Here is a 22,449-nt window from a genome sequence, read left to right as displayed (position 1 = left end):
TCGCTCGGCGGGGGACTCCCATGAACAGGGAGGTACCCCCATCATTGACGCACCGCAGCCGCAATCCTAAGGTCTTGCATAGGATTCCTTGAGCGGCGGGAGCACGCGATGACGGCCACGGGCAACGAGCAGGCAAGGAAGACGGCGGAAGGGCTGAGCTATTCCTCCGGCTTCGGCAACGAACACAGCTCGGAGGCGGTCATAGGCGCGCTCCCGGTGGGCCGCAATTCCCCCCAGCTCGCCCCCCTCGGACTGTACGCGGAACAGCTCAGCGGCACGGCGTTCACCGAGCCGCGCCACCACAACCGCCGCTCCTGGCTCTACCGCATCCGCCCGTCGGCCGCGCATCCGCCGTTCGTCCGCGCCGAGCAGGGCGCGATCCGCTCGGCGCCGTTCACCGAGTGCGTCCCCGACCCCAACCGGCTGCGCTGGAACCCGCTCCCCGAGCCCACCGGTCCGGTCGACTTCCTGGACGGCCTGTGGACGCTGGGCGGCAACGGCGACGCCACCCAGCGCACCGGTATGGCCGTACACCTCTATTACGCCAACTCCCCCATGAACAGGCGGGTGTTCAGCGACGCGGACGGCGAACTGCTGATCGTCCCGGAGCGCGGCGGACTACTGCTCCGTACCGAACTGGGCCTGCTGCGCGCCAGGCCCGGCCATATCGCGCTGATCCCGCGCGGCATCCGGTTCCGCGTCGAGCTGCTGGACGCGGACGCCCGCGGCTATGTCTGCGAGAACTACGGCCAGCCCTTCCAGCTGCCCGACCTCGGCCCGATCGGCGCCAACGGCCTGGCCAACGCACGGGACTTCCTCGCCCCGGTCGCCGCCTACGAGGACATCGAGGGGCCCTGCGAAGTCGTCAACAAGTTCTGCGGCAACCTCTGGCAGGCGACCTACGACCACTCACCGCTGGACGTCGTCGCCTGGCACGGCAACCACGTGCCCTACGTCTACGACCTGCACCGCTTCAACGTCATCGGCTCGATCAGCTACGACCACCCCGACCCGTCCATCTTCACCGTCCTCACCTCCCCCTCCGACACCCCGGGCCTCGCCGGCGTGGACTTCGTGGTCTTCGCGCCGCGCTGGCTGGTCGGCGAGGACACCTTCCGGCCGCCGTACTTCCACCGCAATGTGATGACCGAGTACATGGGACTGATCGAGGGCGCCTACGACGCGAAAGCCGAGGGATTCCTGCCGGGCGGCGGCTCGCTGCACAACATGATGTCGGCGCACGGCCCCGACCGGGAGACCTTCGACAAGGCGAGCGCCGCCGAGCTGCGGCCGCAGAAGATCGAGGACGGGCTGGCCTTCATGTTCGAGACCCGCTGGCCGCTGACGCTCACCGCGCAAGCCCGCGATGCCGGACATCTGCAGCGCGGCTACGACGACGTATGGCAGGGTCTCCAGCGCCACTTCCGCCCGTGACACCGGGCCCGCCCTGCACATTCAGCCCCGGGGGACGCTCTGTGACCACCTTCGCTCCCGACTCGCTCGCCCTCAACCGCAAGCTGCCGCTGTGGTACCAGGTCTCGCAGTCGTTGCGCGCCTCCATACTGGGCCGCTCCCCGGACGCGCCGCTGCGGCTGCCCACCGAGGACGCGCTCGCCACGCACTACGGCGTGAGCGTGCTGACCATGCGCCAGGCCCTCAAGGAGCTGGAGGCGGAGGGACTGATCAGCCGGCACCGGCGGCGGGGCACCTTTATCGAGCCCGGCGCGCGACGCGGGGCGCCGGTGCGGCTGCTCGGTTCGGTGGACGCGATCGTGGCCCAGCAGTCCGGGATGAGCACGCAGCTGCTGGACCACGGGCCGGTGCCGGTACCCGCCGAACTGTCCCTGAATTTCCCGGAGCTGACGGAAGTGACCGGTTTCCGGCGGCTGCGCAGCGACGAGGAGACGGGCGAGCCGACCAACCACGCACACAACTACGTCCGGCCCGATGTCGCCGCCCGGATCGACCCGGCGGACCTGGAGCGCTGGCCGATGACCAAGGTGCTGCGGGACGCGGTGGGCGTACGGATCAGCCGGATCACCGATACCGTCGAGGCGCGGCTGGCGGACCCGGAGACCGCCAGGCTCCTCCAGGTCCCACTGCTCAGCCCGATCCTGCACTACACGGGCATCACCTACGACGAGTCCGGCCGGGTGGTCGATGTCGCCCGGATCCACTACCGCGGCGACCGGTTCTCCTTCACGGTGACGCTCGACGCGGACCAGGGCTTTTCCGGCCCTGCTCCGGAGGACGGGATCTGAGGCGTCCGGGGGCACGCGCTGCGCGGGCCGGTCGGGAAGATCTCTGTCTGTTGACGATTCTCTTCCGGCCGAAACCGGGAGATTCCCTTCAGCGCGCGTAGGCGGCGCACGTCTGGGAGGTGTGGAACGCGGGAACCGCGATCAGCTCCGCCCCGTACATGCGGCACTTGTACTCGAGCCGACGCCGCCGCCCGCCCGGGGCGTTGTCCAGGATCGACCGGTTCGGCGCGGCCTTCTGGGCAACCTTGTGGCCGGGAGGCGTCAGCCGTGCCTTCGGCGCTCTTGGTCATGTCCTCGGCCCGATTCCGGCTGAGCTTGCGGACCTCGACCGCCTGCCCCGGCAGGGCCCGAGGCCCGGCACCCGGGCCGCGGTACCGCCGCGCGGCCCGTGGTTACCATGCCGGGGGCAACCGAACGGTCCGGGGAGGAACTGCACGTGACGGCGAAGCTGGACGCGCCACGGCTGTCCGATCTGATGCCGTGGTCCGTGGCGCCGCTGCGGCTCGGCCGTTCCTGGGTGCGGGGGCCGGATCCGGAGGTGCTGCGCGCCCGCTGGAACGCGCTGGTGGGTGCCGAGGACACGGCGGTGCGCGAGCGGCTGTTCGGGCCGTCCCGGTCCAGGACCCTGCACTCCGCCGTCGGACAGCTGCCGGGGCAGGCGACGCCCACCGGGCGGCTGTCCCGCGCGGGCGGCCCCTGCCCCGAGCCGGTGCGGATGCTGCACGGCCCCTTCGACCGGCAGTGGCTGCTGCCCGATCACCGGCTGATCGATGCGGCGCGGCCGGAGCTGTGGCGGGTGGCCGACGAGGAGCAGCTGTTCGCGGTGGAGCTGGGTCAGGTGCCGCAGGTGCCGGGCCCCGCGGTGGTGTGCTCCGCGCTGCTGCCCGACGGACGGTCGCCGGCCGGGCGCCCCGGCCGGATCCATCCGCTCTACCGGCGGCCGGGCGGCGGTGAACCGAACCTCGCGCCGGGCCTGCTCGGCCTGCTCGCCCGCCGCCTGGACCGTCCGGTGGAACCGGTGCACGTCCTCGCCTGGATCGTGGCGAACGCCCACCACTCCCCCGACGGCTGCACGGTGCCGCTCACCGCCGACCCCGCGCTCTGGGACACCGGCGTCGCGCTCGGCGAACGGCTGCTGTGGCTGCACACCCATGGCCGATTCCGTCCCCGCGAACACACGGGTGAGCGGCCGCGGATGCCGGGCGGCCGCCGTCCGTACGTGCGTGCCGCACTGCCCGCCCGTGGCCTGCCGGAGACGATCGGCTACGACGCCGAGGACGAGGCGCTGCTGCTGGGCAGCGGCCGGATCTCGCCGGTGCCGCCGGGTGCCTGGGACTTCCACGCGAGCGGGGGCCGCGTCCTGGAGGCATGGTTCGCGCAGCGGACCGGCGTGGGAACGGAGCCGCCGGAGCCCGGTTCGCTGGCGGCGCTGCGTCCCACGGCCTGGCCCCGGCAGTGGACGTCGGAGCTGTTGGAGCTGATCACCGTACTGGCACTGCTGGCCGAACTGGAGCCGCAGTCCGAGGGGTTGAGGCAGCGGACGGCGGAGAGGCCGGCGATCGGGGCAGTGGAGCTGCGCGCGGCGGGCATCGTCCCGGCGCCGTCCGCCGCGCGCCGGCCGGCGTCCGTCCTCGACCATCACGAAGAGGGGCCGGAGGGCCAGTTCGCGCTCCTGTGAGCGGTGCGGGTCCCCGTCATGGAACGGTCGCGGAACACAAGAAACCACCCGCCGCGAAGGACGGGTGGCAGTGAGGGCCCGGTCGGCCGTGGCGGAGCACGCACCGGGCGGTGAGGGCCCCGGTCGGCCGTGGGCGGAGCACGCACCGGGCAAGAGAGTCGGGCCGGGGCCCGGAGGCAGGAATCCCTGCCTCCGGCGAGCACACCGACGCGCTGCCGACGCCCGGAAGCTGATGGGCGATCGGATCACAGCGCCGCGCCGGGACGGTGTGGTCGCCTGAGGTACCGCTTCGGGAAGTGTCAGTCGCGGCCGCCGAACAGCGAACGCCGCAGCCTGCGCAGCGGCGCGAACAGCGACACCCGGGCGCCGCGGCTCTTCCTCGTGTGCGAGTGGTCACGAGCGGTGAGCTCCTGCATGAGCGAGGTCGCGCCCTCCACCTCACGCTGCGGGACGGCCGGACCGCCCAGCACCGAGAGATGACGCTCCAGACGCGCGCCGGACGCGCCGCTCCCGCAGTTGATCGCAGGGACTCGCGCCCTGCTGCGCACTGTTATCTGTTCCATGACTCTCCCCACCCGTACGAGGGCACCGGCCCCGGGCAGGGTAACCCTATCTCTCTCGGAGGACACGCGTGCAGACCGGTCAACGGATTCACCTGCCTCGCCTTGATGTTGTCGAACACCATACGGAACGTCGCGTACACGGCGTAGACCAGGGCGAGTTGACCACGCGTCGGCACCGGCCGGAGGGCCTTCGGGGCGTCTGATGGGCCGGTGGACGGTGCGGGGAGGGCCCGGTTCGGCCCCTCCCCGGCGCCGGAAGTGTGGTGCGTCACGCAGCGGAATCGAGCACGGGGAAATAGCCGCCGGACTGACCGGCGGCGGTGGGGTGGTAGGACTCTTCGACGGGCCAGGTCACGCTGTGCAGCCAGGGGGATCCGGAGCACAGCTCATGGCCGGCGAAGGTGCGGTTGACATCGGCGAAGAGGAAGCCGTGCTCGGCGGCGCGCTTCTCGGTGACGCCGTTGATCTCGTCGGCGGCGCCGTTGATCGCGGCGCGCGACTTCTCGCTGAGGCCGGCGGCACAGCTGCCGTTGAGTTTGTAGAAGCGCGGATAGCCCAGCACGACGACATCTGCGTTCGGGGCCTTCCCGGCGATCGTGCGGTACACCGTGTCGAGCTTGCCGGGCAGTGTGGTGTGGATGTAGTCGACGGCCTGGGCGACGCGGGCCAGGCAGGCGCTCTCGCCCTGCAACGCACAGGTCGTCATGGTGTCGGCGAACCCTGCGTCGTTGCCGCCGACGGTGATGCTCACCAGTCCGGTGGAGTCGTTGAGCGGGCCGAGCTGCCCGTTCAGGACATCACCCGTACGGGCCCCCGAACAGGCGGTGAAGGAGAAGGAGGAGGGGGCGTGAGCGGCGCTCCAGAGAGCCGGGTAGGCCCTGGTGCTGCGCTTGCAGGAACCGCTGCCCCCGTCGTAGCTGCCGGCTCCGACGCCTGAGGAGTAGGAGTCGCCGAGGGCCACATAGCCGGTGGCGGCGGTGAGTTGGGCGGATGCGGCGGCGCTCGCGCCGGTGAGCGCGAGCGCCGAAGCGAGGGAGAAAGCGGATGTGATGGCCGCGAAACGGGACAGTCTCATGGAACCTCCCATAGCAGGATCTCTGCCTCATCTGTCGTAGCAAAACCCGCCAGTAGCTGGAAGTGTCCATGCCAGAACTGATGGAGAGTTCACGGCAAATCCACCATTGTGCATGAATCTTCACGACGCATAACCCTTGACGGTGCCGGGCGGCACCGCGGATCGCCGCCCTGCGTCCACCCTCCCGGGGCGTCTTGACGGGCGTCTGAGCACTGCGTGACATTGAGGCGGCCGGCATCCGGCGCCTATGGGAGGCAACGCCGCCAATGCACCCCAAGACCCTCGACAGCGACGGTCCGGAGGGCATGCCGCTGTCCGATGACCGGCCGCCGAACGGGCCCGTACGGCTGCTCACGGGAGCGGCGTACGGTATCGCCGCGACGGGGGCCGTGCTGGCGCTGGCTGACGTCGACTCACCGCTGCGCGCGCCGTGCACCCTCTTTCTTCTCCTGGTGGCGCCGGCCCTCGCGATCGGAGCGGCGCTCCCCCGGATGGCTCCGCTCGGCCGCGCCGTCGTCGCGGCGGCCACGGCGCCGGCCCTCAATCTGCTGGTGGCACAGACGATGCTGGCGCTGCACATGTGGTCGGTGCGAGGTGGAGTGGTCGCGGTGACGGCGTTCAGCGGTGCCGTGCTCCTGCTGACGGCCATCCGGAAACGAGCGCGGCGGGCCGGGGCGGCGGCGTCCGGCCGCCCTCGGACCGGACGGACCGGCCAGGCAACGGCGAACCGGGCGGACTGACGTGGACATCACGGTGCACCGCCCCGGCGAGCCGACCGGGGCCGACCGGGCCGCCCTCCAGTCACCGGCTCCGGCCCAGGGAGCGGCGCAGTTGGCGAACCACGAGTACCACCGCATCCACGGCGTCAGCAATCTGCGGGCGGTGCGCGACGGGCTGCGGGTACTGAAGGTGATCCTGCGCGAGCGGGGCGGCAGGCCGAAGCGGACGGCCCGGCCCGCGCCGATCACCGGGGACGCGCGGTGAGCCTTCGGATCTCCGTGATCATCTGCGTCCACACCGAGGAGCGCTGGACCGACATCCTGGCCGCGGTGGACTCGGTGTCCGGCCAGTCGTATCCCGCCCATGAACTGTTGCTGGTGGTGGACCACCACCCGGCGCTGCAAGCTCGGCTGCGAAACCATTTCGCAAGGGAGAGCCTTCCGGCCCCGACCCCGCCAACCCACCCGGATCCAACTCGCCTGGATCCACCTCACTCGGCACCACCTCACCTGACTTCAACTCCCCTGGCATCAACTCGTCTGCACATACTGGCCAATTCGGGCCCTCGCGGACTGTCCGCCGGCCGTAACACCGGTATCGCGGCAGCGAGCGGCGAGATCATCGCCTTCCTCGACGACGATGCGGTGGCCGAGCGGGACTGGCTGCGGCACTTCGCCGAGGGATACGCGGACCCGGCGGTACTGGCGGTCGGCGGGCGCACCGAACCGGTGTGGCAGTCGGGCCGCAGACCGGTGTGGTTCCCCGCCGAGTTCGACTGGGTGGTGGGCTGTACGTATCGGGGCCTGCCGGTGGGGAAGACGCGGGTCCGCAATGTCCTGGGCGGCAACGCCTCGTTCCGCAGGGCGGCGTTCGACCTCGTCGGCGGGTTCACCCACGGCATCGGCCGGGACGGCGACCGGCGGCCGCTGGGCGGCGAGGAAACCGAGCTGTGCATCCGGATCGGCCGTGCGCGACCGGGCGCGGTGCTGCTGATCGACGACCGGTCGGTCGTCCACCACCGGGTCCCGGCGGCCCGGCAGCGCTTCGACTACTTCCGGAGACGTACATACGCGGAGGGCTCTCGAAGGCGCGGGTGGCGCGCCGTGTCGGTGCGCGGGACGGGCTGGCGGCGGAACGGCGCTATACGGCGCGGGTACTGCCGGCGGGTGTGCTGCGCGGGGTCCGGGACGCGCTGCTGGGGCGGCCGGGCGGCGCCGGACGGGCGGGCGCGATAGTGGCGGGCGCGGCCTGCGCGGCCGGCGGCCATCTATGGGGCACGGCAGAGGCCCATTTGAGGCGAACACCCTTATCCGTCAAAGCCATTGAGGACGGACCGGGAACCTTCGGCAGGAAGTTGACCGGATGACCGGGGGCCGGCGCCGGGTGCCGATCCTGATGTATCACGCTGCACGACTGGGCCCAGGTGCGGGAACTGGCCGCGGCCGGTGTGGAGATCGGCGGGCACAGCCACCGCCATCCGCGGCGGGACAGGCTCGGCGACGAGCGGCTGCGGCAGGAGGTGCTGCGCTGCAAGGAGATCATCGGCAAGGAGACCGGGACGGTACCGCGGTCCTTCGCGTATCCCTTCGGCTACTCCACCCGGCGGGTGCGGCGGATGGTGCGGGGGCCGGGCTTCCGGCAGGCGGTCGCGGTGGGCAACGCGCTCGCGGACCCCCACCAGGGGCCGTACGCCCTGGCCGGACTGACGGTACGACGGAGTGTGCGCACCGAGGAGTTCGCACGGATCGTCGAGGGCCGCGGCATCTCCCGCGTCTACGCCCGGGACCGGGTGCTGACCAAGGGGTACGCGATGGTCCGCAGGACGCGGCAGGCGGCCCGGCGGTGTGTGCTGCCCGGTTGAGCCCCGTACCGACGCCTCCGCCGGAGGGAGGGCAGCGGAGCCCGTGACCGACACGACCACACAGCCCGATGAACGCACGTACACGCGACAGGAGCGGCACCACGACGGGGCGAAGCGCAGCCGGGCGGCGGGTGTCCCGCTGTTCCGCAACGCCTACGCACTGATGCTGAACACCGGCCTGTCCGGGCTGCTCGGCCTGGGGTTCTGGCTGGTCGCGGCCCGCTACTACACAGAGGCGGCGGTCGGCCAGGGCTCGGCGGCCATCGCCGCGATGAAGCTGCTGGCCGGGCTGACATCGCTGACCCTGACCGGCGCGCTGGCCCGCTTCCTCCCAGTGGCCGGCCGTGCCACCGGACGGCTGATCCTGCGTACCTACGCGGGCAGTTCGGCCCTGGTCGCGGTAGTCGCGATCTTCATTCCTGCTCACCCTCGACCTCTGGGGCCCCTCGTACCACTTTCTCCAGGGCCCGCTCACCGGCCTCGTCTTCGTCGTGGCCGTGATCGCCTGGTCGCTCCTCACCCTTCAGGACGGCGTGCTGACCGGGCTGCGCAGGGCGCTGTGGGTGCCGGTCGGCAACGCTCTCTTCTCGGCGGTTAAGCTGGGGCTGCTGGTGGTGTTCGCCGCCGCGATCCCCACGCTGGGTGTGTTCGTGTCCTGGGTCGCGGCCATCGCGGTGTCCGTGATCCCGCTGGGCATCCTGGTGTTCCGGCGGCTGGTCCCCCTGCATGCGCGGGCCACGGAACGCACCGCCCGGCCGCCGTCCCTGCGCGAGATCGGCCGCTTCCTGGCGGGCGACTGCACCGGCTCGCTGTTCTCGCTCGCCGTGGTCCATCTCGTCCCGGTGCTGGTGGCTTCGCAGGTCAGCTCGTCGGACAACGCGTACTTCTATGTCACCGCCACCATCAGCGGAACGGTCAATCTGCTCGCCATCAACATGGGCGCCTCGCTGACCGTCGAGGGAGCGCACGATCCGGCGCGACTGGCCCGGCACACCCGGGCCGCGCTGCGGCGGATGGCCCGCATCATGATCCCGGCCTGCCTCCTCCTGGTCGTCCTCGCGCCGCACCTCCTCGGCGTCTTCGGCCCGGAGTACGCGGACGCGGCGACGCCACTCCTGCGCTTGCTGGCCGTGGGCGCGGCGCTGCGGGTCGTGATGGAGGTCCACTTCGCGGTACTGCACGCACAGAGCCGTACCAGCGGACTCGCGTGTATGCAGGGCCTGTTGTGCGCCCTCGGCCTCGGGCTCACGCTGATGCTGCTGCCGCGCATAGGGCTGGCGGGGGCCGGGCTCGCCGAGGTCTGCGCCCTGACGGTGATCGTCTCGATCACCGCGGTACGCCTCCGCCGAGTGCTGCACGGCCATCCGTACGCACCCGTCACCCGCGTCCCGGCGGAGAACCTGGCCCCGGACGGCGATCTGGCGGACCTGGCGGTGCATGGGGCCTGGGGGACGACTGTGCGGTCCCGCACGGGAAAGCCGACCTACACGGCGAGCCCCGACCCACCTTCGACACCCAACCCACGGGAGGATGGGAGCACCTCCCATGCCCTTCGGGCTATGGGGGAGGGCCGCAGGACGGAGTCCGGAGGCCCGACACCGCACCCGCAAGCCGCGCAGCGCCGAAACCACCCCCACCACGACGGCGCCGCACCCGGCAACGGGCGGGAACCCGATCAGCGCAGGCAATGCGCGGCGGACCCGCTCTATGGGCCCTACCCCCCATCGCCGCGTCGCTCTTCTGGCTACCGCTCCGCCCCCTCAACGACACGGCCCTGGACCGGATGACCGGCCTCGGCCTGATCTCCGTCCCCCCCGGCCACCCTGGCCGGCCTCGCCCTGCTGGTCACCGCGTTCGGCTGCGCCCTGTGGCTGCCCCGGCCGCGACGCGCCCTGCTGACCATCGTTCCGCTGCTGACGCTGGTGTCGCTGCACGCCCTGCCCGCCGTACTCGAAACCGAGCCGCGCTTCCCGACGGCCTGGCAGCATCTGGGCTTCCTCGAACACCTCGGCAGAACCGGCTCCGCGGTGCCGGACCTGGACGCACGCTGGAGCTGGCCGGGGTTCTTCGCGGCAGCGCAGTTCGTCGCCGAGGCGTGCGGCGTCACCGACCTCACCGAGGTCCTGCGCTGGTGGCCAATTTTCCTCCAACTTCTTTCCCTGCCCCCGTTGTTCCTCCTCGCCAAGGGGCTGCGGGCGAGCTGGCAGGCACAGTGGTGCGCGGCCTGGCTGTTCGTTCTGTGCGGCTGGGTGGGCCAGGACTACTTCTCGCCCCAGGGCTTGGCCCATCTCCTCCATCTGGCGTTCGTGGCGATCCTGCTGGCGTGGTTCCGCCGGCCGGCGCACACCGCGACACCGCGCACCGACCGCGCCCTGCGCACCCTCCTCCTGGCCGTCCTGATCGCCCTGTTCGCCGCATCGGTGGCGGGTCACCAGCTCACCCCGTTCGTGATGCTCGGCGTGCTGACACTCCTGGTGCTGGTCCGCCGCTGCACCCTCCGCGGTCTGCCGCTGCTGCTGGGCGTCATGGTGGTGTCCTGGGTGGGATTTCTGGCCGAGCCGTACTGGTCCGGCCACTTCGACGAGCTGTTCGGCGGCCTCGGGGGCATCGGCGGCAATGTCTCCTCGGCCGCGTCCGGGCCCGGCCGGGCCGAACGTGACCTGGACGCCCTGGTCGGTGATCGGCGCGCTGGCGGCAGTGGCGGCGATGCTGCTGCTGGCGGCCCGCGAGGCGCTTCGGGTCTCTTGCGTCACCGGCGTGCCCAGCGCGCGCCAACGCCGCTGGCTGAGCGTCTCGCTCCATCTGTCGATACCGCTGCTCCTCACATTGCTCTTCTCCCTGATGCATCGATTCATGACGATGTCGTGAGGAGCAGTCGAGAACGAGCAGGAGTCGGAAGCGAGGGTGAATCAGGAGCGAGTGGATTCGGGCGTGTGGAGGAGTCAGGAGCGACGGTATTCGGGCATGCGGAGGAATCAGCCCCGCGTGAGCCACCGCACCTCATAGCGATCACGCACCACACCCGCCCGTCGACGGTCACCGAGCTCCGCCCGCTCCCGGTGTTGACGACCTGGTGGTGGCGCCGCCCGCCGTCATCTCGATGAGCGCGGTGGCCTGCGCGGCGATCCGTTTCCGCTCGCTCCACCCGTCGCGCCTGTCGTTCTCGTTCGCGACCTCGACGTACCACTCGGCCCACCACAACGGCAGCCCGGTCTCCCGGCGGATCCAGCGCCCCACATCGTGGCGGGTATATCCCTCGTGGTCCCAGCGCTCGGTTCGGGATTACGTGCCCCCACCCCCATGATGTGCTGATTCCGCGGCATCGGACGGGCGGACAACGGTAGTTCGGCCCTTTTGACGGCACGGTCCGTACCACGGTCCGTGCTGAATTGGGTGTGTGAAACCCCAGCCGATACCGTCCGGCGCGGCATGGCCACCCCTATGCGGTGTCCCCGAGTCAACAAGAAATCGGCACACCAGCACCATCGCCAGGACCCCACCCCGACGATGCCCCCGCCCCGGACCGCGACCGCCACGGCCCCACGCCGACGCGCCCGTTCCCCGACCCACTCACGCAGACGTTCCCCACCCGGACGTCGCACAGCGGACAAGATTAGCCGGGATAATCCGTGTACGCGGTGGGCCGGTGTGACGGATCATGGTCGCATGTGTGCCGATCATGTCCAGCCGTCCGCCGCCGAGGAGTCCCTTCCCATCCGTCTGAACCTGGACGACAGCGATTCCCCCTCCGATGTCGTCGACGCGCTCTTCCTCGGGCGCTTCGCCAAGGGCGACCAGCCGTACGCCCGCAGCCGCTCCGTGGAGCGGGTGAAGTCCGGACTGACACTGCTGCCGCCCGGCGCGCGGACCCTGCGCTCCGCGCGCGACGACGACCGCAGCGCCACCCTGGCCGAGGGCGACGGCTTCACCCTGCTGATCTCCCGGTGGAACCGCGGCGCCGATGTGACGGTCACCGCCGTCAACGAGGAGCTGGCCGAGAAGGTGCTGCGGCAGTCGGCGGACGGCGCCGAGGACGCGCCGGAACCGCAGCCGGACAACGTCTCCATGGGCTTCTGGTACTACTCGCCCCGGCGCGGCCCGCACCGTACGTCCCGGCAGATCACGGCCGGCACCTGGGAGGAGATCCGGCCCAACTACACCGCCCCGGTGGCCGATGCGCTGGACCGGCTGATGAAGGTGGCACCGGACGAGATCGCCGGCCGGCTGCTGTTGCTGCACGGCCCGCCCGGCACCGGCAAGACCTCCGCCCTGCGCACCCTCGCCCGCTCCTGGCGGGACTGGTGCCAGGTCGATTGCGTACTGGACCCGGAGCGGCTCTTCAACGACGTCGGCTATCTCATGGACATCGCCATCGGCGAGGACGACAGCGCCGGCAACGGCCGCTGGCGGCTGCTGCTCCTGGAGGACTGCGACGAACTCATCCGCGGCGAGGCCAAGCACACCGCGGGCCAGGCGCTGTCGCGGCTGCTCAATCTGACGGACGGACTGCTGGGGCAGGGGCGCAACGTCCTGGTCGGTGTCACCACCAACGAGGATCTGGAGCGGATGCACCCCGCGGTGGTCCGCCCCGGCCGCTGTCTGGCCCGTATCGAGGTCGGCCCGCTGACCCGCACGGAAGCGGTGAACTGGCTCGGCACGGAAGAGGGCATCGGCCGCGAGGGCGCCTCGCTCGCCGAGCTGTACGCGCTGCGCCGCGGCACCCGCCCGGCCTCGGTCCCGGCCCAGGAACCGAGCGCGGACGCGGGACTGTACTTGTGAAGGACGCGGGTCAGGTCGACTGCGCGGAAGGAGCGGAAAGGCCGGAAGGATCGGCGTAGCGCAGCAGCACCCCCACCCCTTCGAGCAGCCGCACTTGCCGCGCCGGCACGAGGACGAGTTCCGCTCCCGTCCCCACCAGGGCACGGACCAGGGCCGCGTCGGCCCGTTCCTCGCGGACGGTGCGCACGCCGTAGGAGCGCAGCTCGTCCTCCGTGAGTGCGAGCCGGCCGGGTTCGGGACCGACCCACAGGCGGAGCGCCGACTCCGGGTGGTTGTTGAGGAAGAGCGCTCTGACCTGGCCGCGCTGCAGGGCCGACACGGTCGCCGCCAGCCCTTCCGCGGACGCACCGTCGTGCGCCCGCTGGGCGAGGAAGGACCCCAGGAGCTCGCGGTCGTGTGCGGCCATGCGTCCGCGGAAGAGATCGTCGAGCTGCTGCTCCATGAGGGCGCGCCCCGGTTGTGGGGCGGTGCTTCCCCCGACGGTGGTGATCTGGCCGCGCAGGTACTTGGGGAGCCGACGGGCCAGGATGCCCCGCGCCCAGACGTCCCCGGCGAGCACCAGCATTTCGGTACCGAGACGCCGCGCCACCGCCTCCAGCTGCCGTCCCAAGCGCTCGGCGGCCTGCGGCCACTCGGCCACCGGGACCTCGTTCTGGAGGCGTTCGCCGGGCGTGACCTTGGTCAGCGGCCATGTCCCGGCCTCCGCGTCGATACGCACGGTGCCGGGCGCGTCGGTGGTGTGACGGCCCGTGTAGCGGACGCGTACGGCCAGGTAGGGGATCTCGGGCGCATGCTGGACGACGAGCGGCATGGTGTCGGGCAGCGTCCCGTAGTGGGCGGTGTCATGTGCCGGCGGGGCGGGCAATTCGTCCTGCAGGGCCAGCTTTCCGTGCGCGGTGAACAGGGCCTGGCCGTGCGTACCGGGTACATCCGCGTCGTCACCCACGGTGCCCGCCACGGCGGCCACGGAGTCCGCGTCCGCGCCTTCGGATTCCAGAGCATCCCGCAGACGCCGCCAGCGCAGCGCGATCGCGGCGTCGGGATCCTCGATGGCGGCGTCGCGCGAGGTATCCAGATATACCGAGGCGAACGGGCCGGGTTCTTTGTAGACGGGTTCGAGGAAGGAAAGTCGCATTGCCACTCCCTGGGGCGGTCATCGACGCTCACCGCGAGGCTTTCCCTTTCTCACTGTGATCCTCGGCCACGGGGCGGGCAACCGCTGGCACATCGGCTCAGGCAGCGCTGACGGCCCGGCCTCGGCTAATCGCTGTCACCTGGGCTGTCGTCACCGTCGGCACCGGCGTCGCCTTCCGGGCCTTCGAGGTCGCCGAGTGGTGTATCGACGTCACCCAGCGATGCCTGGCGGCGGAGGAAGCGTTCGCTCTCCCAGGACAGGGTGTGTTCGATCTGGATGAAGTTCAGGCCGGTGGCTTCGGCGAGCTGTTCTTCGTCGAGTCCTTCGGGATGCGCGCGCAGGGCACGGTCGATCTTGCCGGCCCAGAGCTCTTCCTTGACGTAGGGCCGCTGCCGATGCCGCTCCCTGAGCTCACCGAGGTGCTCGGGGGTGCAGGCGGCCAGGAGTCGTTGGCCGTCCTGGTCCGGATCGTCCGGATGGATGACGGAGGAGTCCGGGACGAGGCTGAACATCTGCGAGGTGGGAGAGAGGGGCGCGCCGCACAGGTCACAGAAACCGGAATCGAACTCTGCGGCGCCTGATTCGTCGCTGTCGTACATCCGGACTTTGTACTCCGCCCCGCCCCGGGCCACGGGTGTCCGGCTCGCCCGTCCCACGAAACAACATGCCGATGGCCCCTACGCCAGGGCCACGGAACGGCCGGGGCCGCCCGGTCAGGCGTACAGCTCGCGCAGGCGTACGGACAGGCAGGTCACACAGCCCTCCAGCTTCTCGAACTCCCCGATGTCCACCGGCACCGGCTGATACCCCAGGTCGGCGATGAGTTCCGCACTCTTGGGCGCGCTGGTGGACATCAGCAGTCTGCCGCCACCGAGCAGCAGGACATGCGCGCCGGCCTCCTCCGGGACGGCCAGGAAGCGCGGGAACACGGCGGGGTCGTCGACGACCGGTGGGTAGCCGATGACGGTGCCGTCCGGAAGGGCGGTGACCGCGGACTTCAGGTGCAGCACCCGGCTCACCGGTACGGCGATGACGCGGGCACCCAACGGTTCGAAGGCGGCGCGGAGTTGGCGTACCCCGTCCGCGTTGGTACGGCCGCCGCGCCCGACGTAGACGGTGTCCCCGACCTTCAGGACGTCGCCGCCGTCGAGCGTCCCGGGCGCCCGGACCTCGTTGACGGAGCAGCCGAGCGCCTCCGCCGCCGCGCGAGCGCCGCTGGTCTCCGGCCTGCGCGGCGCGGCGCCGGGGCGGGCGATCAGCGCGACATTGCGGAAGACGACCATGGTGTCCTCGACGAAGGCCGCGTCCGGGCAGTCGTCGGCGGGGGCCACCTCGGTGGTCCGCCAGCCGTGGTCGCACAGCACCTGGACGTAGGTCTCCCACTGCCGCAACGCACGCCCGGGGTCCACCGGCTGCCGGTCGATATGGCTGACCAGTCCCTCGGCGAGGCGGGGGCTGGGGCGGCGGACGAGGGCGTACTGGCTGGGCATGTGCCTTTTCGGAGTGCGGGAGGGTGGGCTCAGAGGCCGGGGTCGGGGGGTCAGGGTTCAGTCGTCCGCTCCGTACGTCGCGCGCAGCGCATCCTCGACGGCGGCGAGGGCGGCGCGCCGGTCCAGGCCGAGGCGGTGGGCACGGCGCGCGTAGCTCTCGGCTGCTGCGGCGGCCTCCTTGGCCGCGGCGTCGCCCGCCGCCGCGATAAAGCTGCCGTGACGGCCCCGGGTCTCGATCACACCGTCGGTCTCCAGAGCGCGGTAGGCCTTGGCGACGGTGTTGGCGGCGAGGCCGAGTTCTTCGGCGAGGCCGCGAACGGTGGGCAGTTTGTAGCCGACCGGCAGCCCGCCGTCCCGGGCCTGGTCGGCGATCTGGGTGCGTACCTGCTCGAACGGCGCGTCGGCCGCATCCGGGTCGATACTGATCGTGAGGGTCTGCGGGGACACGGTGGTGCTCCTGGTGCTGGTGGTGGGGCGGGCGGGTGCGCGAGATGCACGCACCCGTCGGCGCGCGGTTTGTCGCACCCATTGTGCGCCAGGAGCGCCCACCGTGCCGGAAGCCGGGCCACAAGCTCTGCCGTGCGGCTTTGCCGACAGAACTCTGTGGTCAGACCTCTCGGACCGCTGGGGTCAGATTGCTGTGGTCAGTTCCTTGTGGTCACAGCTCCAGCGTCGTCCCCGTCGTCCGCAGCCAGGCGTCCATCCCGAGGACGAGCTCGGCACCGGGTCGGATGTCGGACGTCGCGCCGTCGCTGGTGGCTTCGGTGGCGGCGCCGACGTCCAGCAGCGGTCGCACGGGGGCGTCACGGTCCGCGACCAGCTCCTTGAGCTCCGCGCGCAGCGCCTCGGCATAACGCGGGTCCTGGGTGCTGGGGTAGGGGCTCTTGACCCGGTCGGCGACCAGATCGGGCAGTACGTCGCGGGTGGCGGCACGCAGCAGCGACTTCTCCCGGCCGTCGAAGGTCTTCATCGACCAGGGGGTGTTGAAGACATACTCGACCAGGCGGTGGTCGCAGAACGGAACGCGGACCTCCAGGCCGACGGCCATGCTGGCCCGGTCCTTGCGGTCCAGCAGGATCTGCACGAATCGGGTGAGGTGGAGATAGCTGATCTCGCGCATCCGGCGCTGGAGTCCGGCGTCGCTGTCCAGGTACGGGACTTCGGTGAGCGCCTCGCGGTAGCGGTCGTCCTCGTAGCCGGACAGATCGAGCTTGCCGAGCAGCCCGGGGTCCAGCAGCGCCTCGCGGGTGGCCTCGCCGCCGGCGAACCGGCCGGCGATGCCCGCCGCGGCCCAGGGGAACGTATCCGCGTGCACGGCTTCGGGGTTGTGGAACCAGCTGTAGCCGCCGAAGACCTCGTCGGCGGACTCCCCGGACAGGGCGACCGTCGACTGTTCGCGGATCGCCTTGAAGAGGAGATAGAGGGAGGTGTCACCGTCACCGAAGCCGTTGGGCAGATCGCGGGCGGCCAGGACGGCGGCGCGGTGGCCCGGGTCCATCAGCGCGGCGGTGTCCAGCACGATGTCGTGGTGGTCGGAGCGTACGTGCTCGGCGAGTGCGTGGGCGTACGGGCCGTCGGGGGTGCCGCGCAGGTCGTCGGCCTTGAAGTTCTCGGTATAGCCGGTGAAGTCGACGGCGAAGGAGCGCACCGGGCCGGCGCCCGCTGCGGTGAGCGCGCGGGCGGAGAGCGCGGTGATGGCGGACGAGTCCAGGCCGCCGGAGAGCAGGGTGCACAGCGGTACGTCGGCGATCAGCTGACGGGCGACGATGTCGTCCAGCAGCTCACGGATGTGCGCGACGGTGGTGTCGAGGTCGTCGGTGTGCTCGCGGGCCTCAAGCGCCCAGTAGCGCTTGGCGGTCAGGCCGCCGCGGCTGACCCGGATGAGGTGGCCCGGACGCACCTCGTGCATGCCCTTGTAGACGGCGTGGCCGGGGGTCTTGGTGAAGGTGATCAGCTCGGCGAGGCCCTCGGCGTCGACGACGGGCCGCACCGCCGGGTGGGCGAGGATCGCCTTCGGCTCGGAGCCGAAGAGCACGCCGTCGGGGGTGGGGTAGTAGTAGAGCGGCTTGATGCCCATCCGGTCGCGGACCAGCAAAAGTTCTTCGGTCCGCGGGTCCCAGAGCGCGAAGGCGTACATGCCGTTGAGGCGCTCGGCGAGCGCTTCGCCCCATTCCAGGTAGGCGTGCAGCACGACTTCGGTGTCGCTCTGCGTACGGAACACGTGGCCCAGCTTCTCCAACTCGGCCCGCAGTTCGCGGTAGTTGTAGACCTCGCCGCTGTAGGTGGTGACGACCAGGGTGCGGCCGTCGTGTTCGACGCTCATGGGCTGTTTGCCGCCGTCGATGTCGATGACGGCGAGGCGGCGGTGGCCGAACGCGGCGTGGGCGCCGAGCCATATGCCCGCGGCGTCCGGGCCTCGGCAGGCCATCGTGCCGGTCATCGCGTCAAGCGTGTGGCGCTGTGTGGTGAGGTCGTTGTCGTAGGCGATCCATCCGGTGATTCCGCACATGCTGGCGGCTCCTCCTTCTTGTACGGCGGGCCGCCGCTGCGGCGGTGGCCTGCGGGGATCACCGTACGCCTAAATAGATGCAGATGCCACGTATGCTGGTGGCGGGCCGTCCGGAATGAGTCACCGGGACACCGCTCCGCGGAAACGGGGAGCGGAAATGGGCAGGCGGCGAGGCAGCCGGCGGCGTACCGTCCGTGACCATGACGATCACTGTGCGCGACTTCCGGCCCGCCGACGCCAAGGCCGTCGCCGACCTGCGGCGCGCCGCGGTGCCGTGGCTGATCTCCACTCCGCGGGGCGTGGCCTGGCGGGTCAGGACCGCCCCGGCGGCGCAACGCCACCGGCTGTTCGTCGCCGAGCTAGACGGCTGGGTCGTCGGCGCGGCGCACAGTCATATGCTGCACGACAGCACCGTCCCGGGCCAGGCCGCGGCCACGCCTCAGGTGCACCCGGACCACCGGGGCCGGGGCTTCGGCGGCGCGCTGCTGACGGCGGCCGAGGAACATCTGTACGCGGTCGGCGCCACCCATCTCTTCGCCTGGGTGGCCGACGAGCCCGGTGCACTCTCCTTCGCGGAGCACCGCGGCTACCGACGTACCCGCCCGGGGCGCATTCTGCGGCTCGACCTCACGGCCGCCGGTCCGCGGCCGCTCCCCTCCGCCCTCCCGCCCGGCGTCCGGCTGTGCACCGGCGCGGACTTCGGCGCCGACCCCCATCCGCTGTTCCTGGCCGACGCCGAGGCCACCGCGGACGAGCCGGGTGATGTGGCGAGCGACGCGATGACCTACGAGGACTGGCTGCTGCACACCTGGGAACATCCCGATACCGATCTGGGCCTCACCTCGGTGGTGACCGTCGACGGCGAGCTCGCGGCCTACACCCTGGCCGCGACCGACGGCCTCGGCCGCTACTACTCGGCCATGACCGGCACCCGCCGCGCCTATCGGGGCAAAGGGCTGGCCCGCCTCGCCAAGACGGACTCCCTCCACCGCGCCCGGGACGCCGGCTGCACCGAAGCCTTCACCGGAAACGACGCCGCCAACGCCCCGATGCTCGCGATCAACCTCGCCCTCGGCTACCGGCCGTCCGCCGGCGAATGGCGGTGCGTACGCGAGCTCGGGCAAGAGTGAGGCGTGTGGCGAACCGTTCGCCGACCTCGACGGGCGGGGCTCCGCGCGAACTCGCCGTGGACGATCACGGTGCACGCACATCACGGATGGTCACGGTGCACGCACACCACAGCGATCACAGTGCACACACAGCATGGGGCGAGCGGCGCGTGGTGGGGCGCGACGATCTCGGCGCAGCACACCGTGCACCATCACGAGGCTTACCCCACACGGAGGTTCATGAGGCAACGCCCTGCACGACCATGGCGTATCGCTCGTCATTGACCTCCCTCCCCCAGAGGGCGGCGTCATGGGACAGCCGCTCCAGACACGTACGCTTCGCCAACGGCGCGGTGAGGGAGGCAAGTTCGCTCGCCGGGATGCCTGTCGTGTCGGCCCGGACGGCCGTGCGGGAGACTTCGAACGTGTCACACAGCTGGCTCTCGGAGGGGAAGGTGTCGCCGACCTTTGCTCCCTCGGCCCGCAGGAGGTCGAGCACCTTCTCGACGAGCGGGCGACGGTCACCCGTGCCGGCCACGTACCACCCGGCGCCCTGTACCGACTCAATGACACCGTCGGCCTTCAGCACTTTCAGCGCCCGACCGACCGTGCTTCGCCCCACACCGTAGGTGCGCATCAGCTCCGCCTCAGAGGGCAGCGCCTCACTGATCTTGCCTTTCTCGATCTTCTGACGGAGAGACTCCGAGATCTGCAAGTACGTTCCTCGCGGACTGGACTGCGGCACGTAGTCTCCCCTTCACTGACCTTGCTGATCGCCCCTGCGATTCATCACCCCATCCAACTTCGCACGTCGGCCTCACCCGGCCGACGGACCCCGCTACTGAGCCTTTCGCCTCGGGGTGACGCACCGGTCGCGGGCGGGTGTACGTCGGTGTCATGCGGTTTCCCGATGGGGGTGGCCTGACCGCGGTGCAGCGGGGCCGCGGGAGGGGGTGCGGTGCAGGCCGCTGAGATGTTCGCGGTGTGCATAGGCGAACGCAGGTGGCGAGGGCCCTCCGGGTCTCGCGGTAGTCCCTATGGCTGGCGGTCTGCCTGGTGTGAGGGCGGCACGGAGGGGGTGCGCGCGTAGGGGCTATCGGGGGGCGTTGCGGATGAAGCCGTCCTGGCGGGCGTGGCCGGCGACCGGGTTGGGGCACGGTCCGGCAGCGCACGGCTGGGGGAGGATCAACGGTGGACGTTGGTGCGGATCTCGGTGCTGGCGGCGCGGCACTGTCATGTCTGCTTCAGCCGGCGGTTGAGCCGGATCCTGCGGCAGATGGACTTCTCCGTGCAGGTGGTGGTGCACCGGGCGGCCGAGCGGGACGACAAGCAGGCGGCCGTCTGGCGGAGGGCGGCGACCAGCACCGGCAACGCGGGTGGGATCTCCTTGTCGCCGTCCAGGCGCCCTCGCAGACCAAGCGGGTTCCTGCAGCTTCCTCGTCTCGTCCGGTGGGATGCGCTCCAAGCAACCGGGCGGGTCAAATCTGTTCTGTTCGGCGTTCCGGGAGGTAGGTTGGTGAATGAGTCCCTCTGAGGGAGGCCGATTCTATCCCGTGGTTCGTATGGCTGATCGCCGCCGCGGCGCTAGGTGCCGCGGAGTTCTTCACCCTGACGCTGGTCTTCGGATTGCTGGCGGGCGCCGCATTGGTCGCCGCCGTAGTCGCCGGTGTGGGCGTCGGTATTCTTGGCCAGCTCGTGGCCCTCGGAGTGGCAGCGGCAGCGGGCCTTCTCATCGTCCGTCCTGTCGCGCTGCGGCATATGGCACAGCCACCCCTCACACGAGAGGGCAGTGATGCGCTGATCGGCAAGCGGGCCGAGGTCATGCAGGAGGTCACCGCGACTCACGGCCTGATCAAACTCTCCGGCGAAGATTGGTCCGCCCGCGCCCTCGACGAAAGCCTTGTGATCCCGGTGGGAGCGCTGGTGGATGTCATGGAGATCGAAGGCGCTACAGCCATCGTCTACCCCCGCGAACTCCTTCCATGAACGGCTGAACACAGAGCAATGGAGGCACTGTGGATCCAGTTGTCATCCCCATTCTTGTGGCGGCGATTATTGTCGTCTTCCTCGTGGCTTCCACTGTGCGGATCGTCCCGCAGGCGCGCCGCTACAACATCGAGCGGTTCGGCCGATATCGCCGGACGCTGCAACCCGGCCTGAACTTGGTCCTGCCGGTGGCGGACCGCATCAACAGCAAACTCGATGTGCGCGAGCAGGTCTATTCGTCCGACCCCCAACCGGTGATCACCCAGGACAACCTCGTGGTGAATATCGACACCGTGCTCTACTACCAGATCACCGACCCGCGGGCGGCGGCCTACGAGGTCGCCAGTTACCTGCAGGCGATCGATCAGCTCACCGTGACCACGCTGCGGAACGTCATCGGCAGCATGGACCTGGAGGGGACGCTCACCTCACGTGAGGAGATCAACAACCGGCTCCGCGCCGTCCTCGACGACGCCACCGGCAAGTGGGGCATCCGGGTCAACCGCGTCGAGATCAAGGCCATCGACCCACCGCACACCATCAAAGAGGCGATGGAGAAGCAGATGCGGGCCGAGCGTGACAAGCGCGCGGCCATCCTGCACGCCGAAGGGGAGCGGCAAGCCAAGGTCCTTACCGCGGAAGGCACGAAGCAGAAGGACATCCTGGAAGCACAGGGCACGCAACAAGCCATGATCTTGCGGGCGGACGGCGAGGCAAAGGCGGTGGAGCGCGTCTTCCAGGCCGTCCATCGCAACAATGCCGACCCGAAGATCCTGGCCTACAAGTACCTCGAGACGCTCCCGCACTTGGCGAAGAGCGACAACAACACGTTCTGGGTGATCCCGGGGGAGCTGACCGAGGCAGTTCGCACCGTCACCAGCGCGTTCGGCGATCAGTCAACCATGGGTCTTCCCAAACCTGCGCAATCTGAGGAAGCAGCCACTACCGAAACTGACGACACGTCGGACGAAGGCGGGACTCCGGAGCTCGAGGAAGGCTCGACGCTTTCGCTCGGCGCTGACGAGGCCGCGAAGCAGGCCGCCGCCGCGGTGAGCGAGGCCAAGGCCGAGGCCGAGGCCGCGAAAGCGCCCCAGGCGCCGGGCCGGGGGCAGACGTCCGGCGATTGAGCCTACCCTCGACTGTCGCCAGGGACGTTGGGCGGCCAGGACCAGGTCAGGCAGCGGTGTAGAAGGCCGTCGTCCGTTCGGCAGCACCCTGCGCCTCGGCCGGGTCCGTGCCGGCATCGATGCTCGCCCCGCTCATAGCCAACTGCTGCGCGTGAT

General features: G+C 70.6%; 19 protein-coding genes and 3 pseudogenes. 13 read left to right on the top strand and 9 right to left on the bottom strand.

Annotated features, from left to right (window positions below; translation table 11 throughout):
- The first annotated feature begins 108 nt into the window (after positions 1-108).
- Positions 109-1,434: a homogentisate 1,2-dioxygenase gene (gene hmgA, locus K9S39_RS34330; RefSeq protein WP_248867205.1), complete on the top strand. Its 1,326-nt coding sequence runs from the start codon at positions 109-111 to the stop codon at positions 1,432-1,434.
- Between the two features lie 41 nt (positions 1,435-1,475).
- Positions 1,476-2,261: a GntR family transcriptional regulator gene (locus tag K9S39_RS34325; RefSeq protein ID WP_248867204.1), complete on the top strand. Its 786-nt coding sequence runs from the start codon at positions 1,476-1,478 to the stop codon at positions 2,259-2,261.
- Between the two features lie 88 nt (positions 2,262-2,349).
- Here the strand turns inward: K9S39_RS34325 and K9S39_RS43410 are convergent, their stop codons facing one another.
- A complete protein-coding gene (locus K9S39_RS43410) occupies positions 2,350-2,421 on the bottom strand; it encodes a hypothetical protein (RefSeq protein WP_454896497.1) in 72 nt (23 codons plus the stop codon).
- Positions 2,422-2,697: 276 nt separating this feature from the next.
- Here K9S39_RS43410 and K9S39_RS34320 point away from each other — a divergent pair, with 276 nt between their 5' ends.
- Positions 2,698-3,939 carry a type ISP restriction/modification enzyme gene (locus K9S39_RS34320; RefSeq protein ID WP_319949598.1) on the top strand — a complete coding sequence of 414 codons (1,242 nt, stop codon included), beginning with the start codon at positions 2,698-2,700 and terminating at the stop codon, positions 3,937-3,939.
- A gap of 299 nt (positions 3,940-4,238) precedes the next feature.
- Here the strand turns inward: K9S39_RS34320 and K9S39_RS34315 are convergent, their stop codons facing one another.
- Together K9S39_RS34315 and K9S39_RS34310 are read right to left on the bottom strand one after the other, a co-directional pair.
- Positions 4,239-4,502, bottom strand: coding sequence for a hypothetical protein (locus tag K9S39_RS34315; protein ID WP_248867203.1), 264 nt, complete (start codon positions 4,500-4,502; stop codon positions 4,239-4,241).
- A 268-nt stretch (positions 4,503-4,770) separates the two neighbouring features.
- Positions 4,771-5,577: an SGNH/GDSL hydrolase family protein gene (locus K9S39_RS34310; RefSeq protein WP_248867202.1), complete on the bottom strand. Its 807-nt coding sequence runs from the start codon at positions 5,575-5,577 to the stop codon at positions 4,771-4,773.
- 266 nt (positions 5,578-5,843) lie between these two features.
- On the opposite strand from K9S39_RS34310, the gene K9S39_RS34305 reads away from it, so the two are divergent.
- From K9S39_RS34305 to K9S39_RS34280, 6 genes and pseudogenes are all read left to right on the top strand, one after another.
- Entirely contained in the window at positions 5,844-6,317 is a 474-nt protein-coding gene (locus K9S39_RS34305) for a hypothetical protein (RefSeq protein WP_248867201.1), read from the top strand.
- An 88-nt stretch (positions 6,318-6,405) separates the two neighbouring features.
- Positions 6,406-6,561: pseudogene (locus K9S39_RS34300) on the top strand (glycosyltransferase family 2 protein); the annotation flags it as partial.
- On the top strand, positions 6,558-7,532 hold the full coding sequence (locus tag K9S39_RS34295) for a glycosyltransferase (RefSeq protein ID WP_248867200.1): 975 nt from the start codon (positions 6,558-6,560) through the stop codon (positions 7,530-7,532). The pseudogene K9S39_RS34300 and the gene K9S39_RS34295, both read left to right, overlap by 4 nt.
- Before the next feature lie 167 nt (positions 7,533-7,699).
- Positions 7,700-8,158 (top strand): annotated as a pseudogene (locus tag K9S39_RS34290) (polysaccharide deacetylase family protein); the annotation flags it as partial.
- A 43-nt stretch (positions 8,159-8,201) separates the two neighbouring features.
- Positions 8,202-10,797: pseudogene (locus K9S39_RS34285) on the top strand (lipopolysaccharide biosynthesis protein); the annotation flags it as partial.
- A gap of 1,027 nt (positions 10,798-11,824) precedes the next feature.
- Entirely contained in the window at positions 11,825-12,937 is a 1,113-nt protein-coding gene (locus K9S39_RS34280; RefSeq protein ID WP_248867199.1) for a DUF5925 domain-containing protein, read from the top strand.
- A 10-nt stretch (positions 12,938-12,947) separates the two neighbouring features.
- Here the strand turns inward: K9S39_RS34280 and K9S39_RS34275 are convergent, their stop codons facing one another.
- The 5 genes from K9S39_RS34275 to asnB form a co-directional block, all read right to left on the bottom strand.
- Entirely contained in the window at positions 12,948-14,072 is a 1,125-nt protein-coding gene (locus tag K9S39_RS34275) for a baeRF2 domain-containing protein (RefSeq protein ID WP_248867198.1), read from the bottom strand.
- A 125-nt stretch (positions 14,073-14,197) separates the two neighbouring features.
- Entirely contained in the window at positions 14,198-14,671 is a 474-nt protein-coding gene (locus K9S39_RS34270) for a hypothetical protein (RefSeq protein WP_248867197.1), read from the bottom strand.
- 114 nt (positions 14,672-14,785) lie between these two features.
- Positions 14,786-15,562, bottom strand: coding sequence for a dimethylargininase (gene ddaH / locus K9S39_RS34265; protein ID WP_248867196.1), 777 nt, complete (start codon positions 15,560-15,562; stop codon positions 14,786-14,788).
- Positions 15,563-15,619: 57 nt separating this feature from the next.
- Positions 15,620-16,009, bottom strand: a complete 390-nt coding sequence (locus tag K9S39_RS34260) for a GntR family transcriptional regulator (RefSeq protein WP_248867195.1) — start codon at positions 16,007-16,009, stop codon at positions 15,620-15,622.
- Between the two features lie 211 nt (positions 16,010-16,220).
- Complete coding sequence (gene asnB / locus K9S39_RS34255; RefSeq protein WP_248867194.1) at positions 16,221-18,071, bottom strand: asparagine synthase (glutamine-hydrolyzing); 1,851 nt, start codon at positions 18,069-18,071, stop codon at positions 16,221-16,223.
- 200 nt (positions 18,072-18,271) lie between these two features.
- Between asnB and K9S39_RS34250 the strand changes: the two genes are divergently transcribed.
- Positions 18,272-19,201 carry a GNAT family N-acetyltransferase gene (locus tag K9S39_RS34250; RefSeq protein ID WP_248867193.1) on the top strand — a complete coding sequence of 310 codons (930 nt, stop codon included), beginning with the start codon at positions 18,272-18,274 and terminating at the stop codon, positions 19,199-19,201.
- Positions 19,202-19,418: 217 nt separating this feature from the next.
- Here the strand turns inward: K9S39_RS34250 and K9S39_RS34245 are convergent, their stop codons facing one another.
- The gene (locus K9S39_RS34245; RefSeq protein WP_248867192.1) at positions 19,419-19,895 is read right to left on the bottom strand and encodes a GntR family transcriptional regulator; all 477 of its coding nucleotides are present in this window, start codon (positions 19,893-19,895) and stop codon (positions 19,419-19,421) included.
- Positions 19,896-20,312: 417 nt separating this feature from the next.
- On the opposite strand from K9S39_RS34245, the gene K9S39_RS43160 reads away from it, so the two are divergent.
- From K9S39_RS43160 to K9S39_RS34235, 3 genes are read left to right on the top strand one after another with little or no spacing between them, the layout of a single operon-like run.
- Positions 20,313-20,714: a helix-turn-helix domain-containing protein gene (locus tag K9S39_RS43160; RefSeq protein ID WP_406708065.1), complete on the top strand. Its 402-nt coding sequence runs from the start codon at positions 20,313-20,315 to the stop codon at positions 20,712-20,714.
- A 14-nt stretch (positions 20,715-20,728) separates the two neighbouring features.
- A complete protein-coding gene (locus K9S39_RS34240) occupies positions 20,729-21,166 on the top strand; it encodes an NfeD family protein (RefSeq protein ID WP_248869089.1) in 438 nt (145 codons plus the stop codon).
- 29 nt (positions 21,167-21,195) lie between these two features.
- Positions 21,196-22,293: an SPFH domain-containing protein gene (locus K9S39_RS34235; RefSeq protein ID WP_248867191.1), complete on the top strand. Its 1,098-nt coding sequence runs from the start codon at positions 21,196-21,198 to the stop codon at positions 22,291-22,293.
- Positions 22,294-22,449 lie beyond the last annotated feature (156 nt).

The sequence above is a fragment of the Streptomyces halobius genome, from assembly GCF_023277745.1.
In the GTDB taxonomy this organism is placed as follows: Bacteria; Actinomycetota; Actinomycetes; order Streptomycetales; family Streptomycetaceae; genus Streptomyces; species Streptomyces halobius.
This window is presented reverse-complemented; position numbering and strand designations above follow the sequence as displayed.